The 7,219-nt window shown below is 69.9% G+C and carries 3 protein-coding genes and 1 riboswitch; of the genes, 1 reads left to right on the forward strand and 2 read right to left on the reverse strand.

Features of this window, described 5'->3' with window-relative positions; genetic code table 11:
* The coding region (locus tag AB0C20_RS33880; RefSeq protein WP_357569531.1) for a hypothetical protein at positions 1-568 on the reverse strand (568 nt) is incomplete at its 3' end.
* A 71-nt stretch (positions 569-639) separates the two neighbouring features.
* Positions 640-6,471 (reverse strand): ThuA domain-containing protein, encoded by a 5,832-nt coding sequence (locus AB0C20_RS33885; RefSeq protein WP_357569529.1) that lies wholly within the window; start codon positions 6,469-6,471, stop codon positions 640-642.
* Between the two features lie 312 nt (positions 6,472-6,783).
* Positions 6,784-6,893: riboswitch (TPP riboswitch) on the forward strand.
* Here AB0C20_RS33885 and AB0C20_RS33890 point away from each other — a divergent pair.
* On the forward strand, positions 6,888-7,219 hold a 332-nt coding region (locus tag AB0C20_RS33890; RefSeq protein ID WP_357569530.1), incomplete at its 3' end, for a thiamine phosphate synthase. (Overlaps the previous riboswitch by 6 nt.)

The raw sequence follows: 7,219 nt of genomic DNA on the forward strand, positions 1-7,219 counted from the left end.
AGGTGTATCCCCGGAGCTTCGCCGACGGTAACGGCGACGGCATCGGTGACATCGCCGGCATCCGGTCCCGGCTGAACCACCTGTCCGCGCTCGGCACGAGACCGGCCGCCGCGAACGGCCACCAGTCCGCTCCGCCGCCGTCCGCCGGCTCGGTCACCGCGACCGGCTTGGGCGCCGGCGGTGACTGCGCCGCCTTCGCCTGCACCGTGGCGGTGGCCTTGCTCTGAAGTGGAGCGGGGGAGTTCACCGACACCTTCCATGTGCCGGTGGAGAGCACCGGGCCGCTGCTGTAGAAACCCTGCCCCTCGGGCTGCGGTTCCAGCTGCACCGGCCCGACCCGCTGACCGTCCGGGCCGGTGGCGGTGAGGACCAACCGCACCACCTGCTCCAGCCGGCGGCCATCGGCGTAGGTGGCCTGGATGGTGACGCCCTGGGCCCCATCGCCGGCCACTGTGAGTTTGAGCTTGTCGGCCTGCGCCGCCGGGGCGGCCTGCGCCGCCGGGGCGGCGGACAGGGTCAGGGCCAGTCCGACGAACACGGCGGCCAGTGCCTTGCGGATACCCGTCACGGACATCTCCTCCCTACCGATGAGGGAGGCCCCTCCCCGACGCCGCAGCGCCGGGGAGGGGCCCCGTCGGATCAGAGCTGACGACCGGGTGCCAGCCGGGTGGCATCGCCACCGAGCCGCCCGGTGCCCTTTACCGAGTCGCCGTCGTTCGCCTTGACCCCGGCCTTGCTGGCCGCGCCGCCGAGCCGAACGATCATGGCGTCGGCGTCCCGGATCAGGACGTCCCGGACCTCCGCCTCGGGCACCAGCGTGGCGTCGCTGGCGAGCGTCCGGAACGCGGTCAGCTGCCGGACGGCAGCCTTGTCGTCGCCGGCCGCCTCGGACGCGCGAACAGCGTCGAGCTTGTTCGACAGCTGCTTGTGCGCCTTGGTCGAGAGCCGCCCCGTCGCCTTGAACCGGTCCAGCAGACTCTGCATGTCCCGGAACGAGGTGGTGACGAAGAACCGGACCGTCGAGGTGGTCTTGTTGCCCGCCTTGTCGGTAGCGGTAACGGTCAGCTCGTGCAGGCCGAGCGACAGGTCGTACATGGCCTGCAGAGTGCCGCTGGTGTACGCCTGGCCGTCGAGCTGACCGACCACGCTCGCGATGCCCGAGGTCGGGTCGACGGCCTGCCAGGCCACCCGGACGTCCTGGCTGTCGCCGTAGAGCTGGCCGTCGGCCAGCCCGGACACCAGCAGCGTCGGCTTGGTGCCGTCGATGCGCAGCACCGCCGACTTCAGCGTCTCGACGTTGCCAGCCTTGTCCGCCGAGCGGAACAGCAGCTCGTGCTGCCCGTCGCCGGTGACCTCGATCGGCGTCGAGTACGGCGCCCACGCCCCACCGTCCAGCGACCACTCCACCGTCTTGACGCCGGAACCGGCGTCGGTGGCGGCCAGCACGACCGGGATGGTCCCGTTGTGCCAACCGGCGTCGTTCGCCGGAGCGAACGTCGCCGAGGTCACCGGCGCTGTGGCGTCGATCTTGACCGAGACGGTCTTGGTCGCCTCCACGTTGCCGGCCTTGTCCGTCGAGCGGAACCGGAGCTCGTGCTCGCCGTCCCCGCTGACCGCCACCGGAGCGGTGTACGCCGTCCAGGTGGTGGCCCCGTCCAGCTGGTACTCCGTACCGGCGAGGCCGCTACCGCCAGCCTCGTCGGCACCGGTGAGCGTGATCGTCACCGGCCCGGTGTGCCACCCGTCGGTCGGGGTGCCGGAAACCGCCGAGGTGGTCACCGGCGCCGTCTCGTCGGCCACCTTCGTGCTGAGCCGGAAGTAGTCGAACGAGGCGGTCTTCGACGCCGTCTGGTTGGCGCCGAGGGTGAACAGTCCCACCTTCGGGGTGGCCCCGACCGCGCTGGTGGTCAGCGTCGGCAACGCGGTCCACGTCGTCCCGTCGGCCGAGTACGACGCGGTGAACGTGTCGCCCGTGCGGGCCAGCCGCAGGTGCCACACCGCCGAGGTCAGGTTGCCCGCCTCGGGCTGCGGGTTCTGGACCACCCCGGCGATCTCGCTGCGGAACTCGATCCGCCGCGTCACCGCCTGGCCGGCCTGGTTGTCCGCGATGAAGTCGAACTTCACGTAGTTGTCGTCGTCGGCCTGCACGAGCAGACCGGCCTGCTGGTACTGCTCGTTCAGCAGGCTGCCGTCGACCTTCGTCTCCAGGGTCCAGTCGCCGGACGGCGCGGTCTGGAGGATGAAGTTCTTCGGCCCGGTGTTGTCGGTGCCGTAGATGTCACCGTTGGGCACGTCGATCCGCAGCGCGCCATCGGTGACCCGGTAACCGCTCGGGTCCTCCCGCGTCACGGCGTCCCACCGGCACTTGTCGAGCGTGCTGCCGGTGAACTCGTCCGACGGGTCGACCGGGCCGGCCGGAGCGTCCGGCGTGACCTGGAACGAGTCGAACGCGGCGTCGACAACCGGCGCCTCGGTGCCTCCGTTGAGTGCGAAGACCCCGATCCGCGGGTTGGTGATGCCTTCGAGCGCTGCCGAACGGCCGACCGGGGTGAAGGTCTGCCCGTCGCCCGATGCGGACGCGGTCAGGTTCGTCCCGTCGCTGGTGATCCGCAGGTACACGGTGTCACCCGCCGGTGCGTTGGTGGCGTCGGCGGCCTCGTTGCGAGGCGTGGCCGCCGTCTCCCGGATGAACTCCACCCGCCGGCTGCCGTTGTACAGCAGGTCCACCTTGGCGTAGTTGTCGTCGTCGCCGTACACCAGCAGGCCGGCCTGCTGGTAGTTGGCAGTCACCGGCAGCGTGACCTTGGTGGTCATCTCCCATGCGCCGGTCGGGGCCGCCTGGAGCACCAGGTTGGTGGCGTCGTTGCGAGCGCCGTAGAGGTCACCCACGCCGGTGGGCAGCCGCAGGGCACCGCCACTGAGCGAGTAGAGCTGGTTCTCCCGGACGACGCTGGTCCAGCGCTCCTTGTCGAGGCTGTTGCCGTTGAAGTCGTCCGAACGCGCCCCGAAGCAGGACGTGTCCGGCGCGTCGACCCGCACCGGCACCGTGGCGTACGACTTGGCGCCCTTGCTGTCGGTCACCGTGAGGGTGGCCGTGAAGGTGCCAGGGCTGGTGTAGGTGTGGCTGGCGTCCAGTGTGGTCGCCGAGCCTCCGTCACCGAAGTCCCAGGCGTACGTCAACGGGGTGTCGCCCTCGGCGTCGGTGGCCGTGCCGTCGAAGGCGACGGTGACCGGTGCGGTGCCGGTGGCCGGGGTGGCAGTGGCGCTGACCACCGGCGGCCCGTTCTCGGTGACACCGCGGCCGACGAAGTCCATCCAGTTGACGTTGAACAGCGAACCCGTTCCGCCGTTCGGATCGCGGGCCAGGAAGTACAGCGAGCCGCTCGCCGCGCCGGTGACCGGTGCGCTCACGTCCGTGTACGTCTGCCACGCGCCGGTCGACGGTACGACGGCCGTGGCGACCACCGGTCCGTCGACGGCACCCGCGCGCACCTCGATCCGACCGCCAGCGGCGGCGGAGGCGGCCCGGAACCGAATCTCGGTGATGTTGGTCAGGTCCGCCGGAGCGACCGACCACCAGTCGCCGTCCTCGATGAACGCGATGCTCTGGCCGCCACCGGCGGTGTCGGCGCCGGCCTCCCGCTGCACGCCGGGGTCTCCACCGCCGGTGCTCACCGGGGCACGCCCGGTGGCGGTGAAGAACTCGGCCTGCTTCTGCTTCGGCTGGAGGACCTCGATCTGCCGACCGGTCAGGGCACCGGCGCCGCCGGCACCACCCTCGTCGGTGTAGGTCGCCTCGAAGACAGCGAAGACGTTCGCCTCGGCGCCGTGCCCGGAGGCGAGCGACGTCTGGACGGTGCCGGTGCAGCCGGTGTGCTGCTCCAGCGGGTGGGCGTGCTCGTCGTGACCGAGCAGCACCTGAAGCCCCACCCGGTCACAGTCGATCTGCCCGTCCTCGGGGTCGGTCACCTTGATCGAGTAGCGGACCTGGTCGCCCCAGTTGAAGAAGCCGCCGTCCGGTGGGAACTCGATGGAGACCGTCGGGGCGGTGTTGCCCACGGTGACCGGCACATTGGCCACCGCGGTCCGGCCCTTGGGGTTGGTGACGGTGAGCTGGGCGGTGTAGTTGCCCGCCGTGGCGTACGTGTGGGTCGGGTTGGCCTCGGTCGAGGTCTGCCCGTCGCCGAACGTCCAGGCGTAGGTGAGCGTGCCACCGTCCGGGTCCCGGGAACCGGCGCTGGAGAAGGTCACAGTCAACGGCGCCGGACCCGAGGTCGGGTTGGCGGACGCCGCAGCGATCGGGGCGCGGTCACCGGCTGTGTAGTCGATCCGGTAGACGCCCGAGTTGTCGTTGTTGCCGCCGAAGCCGCTGCCCCACTCGATCAGGTACAGCGCCCCGTCCGGGCCGAACTCGAAGTCCATCGGCCGGACCATGCTCATGCCGGTGAGCAGCTGGTTGATGTCCACCAACGACTTGCCGTCGGGGGTCACCTGCATTGTGTACATCTTGTTCTGGTTCCACTCGCCGAGCAGAGCCTTGCCGTCGTAGTACGCCGGCCACTTGCGGTTCGAGTTCAGGTCGGCGTCGTAGCGGTAGACCGGGCCGCCCATCGGGGCGCCGCCGCCACCGATCTCCGGGTAACGCGCGTCACCGGCGTACCCGTAGTCGACTGTCGCCGGAACCACCGGCGGGAGATTGGTCAGGCCAGTGTTGTTCGGCGAGTTGTTCACCGGAGCGGCGCAGTCGAACTTCGGACCGCTCGGGCCGGACGGGAACGTGTAGTCGTTGTACGCCTCGTTCGTGCCCGTGCAGTACGGCCAGCCGTAGTTGCCCGGGGTGACGATGTTCCACTCGACCAGACCGCGGGGGCCCCGGTTCGGGTTGTCCGCGTTGGCGTCCGGTCCGTAGTCCGCGACGTACAGCGTGTTGGTCTTCGGGTCGGTGCCGATCCGGAACGGGTTGCGGAAGCCCATCGCGTAGATCTCGGGACGGGTCTTCTCGGTGCCCGCCGCGAAGAGGTTGCCCGACGGCACGGTGTACGTCCCGTCGTCCTCCGGGTGGATCCGGATCACCTTGCCGCGCAGGTCGTTCGTGTTGGCGGAGCTGCGCTGCGCGTCGTAGTCCTGGCGGCCCGACCGCTCGTCGAGCGGCGAGTACGAGTTCGACTCGAACGGGTTGGTGTTGTCGCCGGTGGCCAGGTACAGGTTGCCGTCGCCGTCGAAGGTCATGCTGCCGCCGGCGTGGCAGCAGGTGTTGCGTTGGGTGTCGACCCGTAGCACCTGCTTCTCGCTGGCCAGGTCGATGGTGTCGCCGGAAACCGTGAACCGGGACAGCAGGTTGCGGGTGACCCCGTCGTTCGGGGCGTAGTACAGGTACACCCAGTTGTTTGTGGCGAAGTCCGGGTCGAGTCGGATGCCGATGAGGCCGTCCTCGTTACCGGTGAAGACGTCCAGGTCGACGGCGGTGACGGTGTTGCCGGTGTCCGGCTTCACGATCTGCACGCGACCGTCGCGCTCGATGTAGAAGACCCGCCCGTCGGGGGCGACGTCCAGCTCCATCGGGTTGCTGGTGTTGCTGTCCAGCGTGACCTTCTCGAAGTTCGAGGTCTTCGAGGCGCCGCAGTCGGCGTTCTCGACGCCGGCCGCGGAGCGGATGCCGCCGAGCAGGTGGGAGAGGAACTCGGGCTCGGCGTACGACTCCCGGGTGTGCCCCAGGCCCGTGTACCAGGATCGGCCACCGTCGTAGTCCTGACACCAGGCGACCGGGTGGTCCGCACCCATCGCGCCGGCACCGGGGGTGTAGCTCTTCTCGTCCAGGCTGGCCAGCACGTGTACGTCCGGCCGGGGGTTGGTCTGGTAGTTGTACCACTCGTCGAACCGGGACCACCGGTCCGGCAGACCGGCAGTGGACGGGTGGGCGTGGTCCTCCACCTTGACGGTGGCCTGCTGGTTCTGCGGGTGGTTGGCGAAGTACGCGCCGACCAGGTCGCCGTACCAGGCCCAGCTGTACTCGGTGTCCGACGCGGCGTGGATGCCAACGTAACCGCCGCCGGCCTTCACGTAGCGCTCGAAGGCGGCCTGCTGGTCGGCGTTGAGCACGTCACCGGTGGTGGAGAGCCAGATCACCGCCTTGTACTTGGCCAGGTTGGCGTCGTTGAATGCGGCGCCGTCCTCGGAGTTGTCAACCGTGAATCCGTTGTCGACGCCGAGCTGCTGGATGGCGGCGACGCCGGTGGGGATGGAGTCGTGCCGGAAGCCGGCGGTCTTGGAGAAGACGAGGACGGAGAAGGGATCGGCCGCTGCCTTTGGCGCCTTCGGCGCCACCTGGCTGACCGGGGCTGCGGCTTTCGCATCCCGTGGGGGAACCTGGGCGGCCGCCTGCGCGGGCGCGCCGAACAGGGTGGTCGAGGCCATGGCCAGGGAGATCAGGGTTGCGGTGATGGGTACGCGGGCACGACGAGAACGGGACACGCCGCCTCCTGTGTCGTAGTGACAGAGCTCGCGGGAGTCGGCTCGCCGAAGGCCGTCCCTGATGGAGCCGGTGGTCACACCGTGCCAGGGTGCCCCCACCGACATTTTGTCGAATCGCTGAACAAATTAATTCGGCTGGCTCGATGTCGGGCAAGATGCGGACGGGTAACGGTTCTGCAACGGGGGGCGACATTCCGAACAGGACCGTATGAAGTGCCCCATTGGATCTCGCTCGTTTTGACGCGGCCCGCCGGCCGGCCACCGCCGACCCCGCGCCTTGGCAGGCCGGCGGATCTGTCGTACGGTGACACGCAAGTAACCCACGGGAGCCCGGTGTACCGGGCTGAGAGGGGGGCTGACAGCCCCCGACCGTTGAACCTGATCCGGGTAATGCCGGCGCAGGGAGGAGCGTTGCCGTGCCGTCCCTGGGGCGTTTGCATCTCATCACCGACACCCGAGAAGGTCGCGACCCACTCGCCGTGGTTCGCGCCGCCCTCACGGTGGCCCACGCCGACCTCGTGGTGCAGGTCCGGGTCGAGGATTCCGCCACCGACCGCGAGGCGTACGACCTGACCCGGCGGGTGTTGGCGCTCTGCGCGTCGTACGGCGCGACCTGCCTGGTCAACGACCGGTTGCACGTGGCGCTGGCGGTTGGCGCCGCCGGAGGCCACGTCGGCGCCGACGACCTGCCGGTCGCCGCCGCCCGCCGGGTGCTCGGCCCCACCGGTGTGCTGGGCGCCACCGCCCG

Source organism: Micromonospora sp. NPDC048843 (genome assembly GCF_040649965.1).
Taxonomy (GTDB): domain Bacteria; phylum Actinomycetota; class Actinomycetes; order Mycobacteriales; family Micromonosporaceae; genus Micromonospora; species Micromonospora hortensis.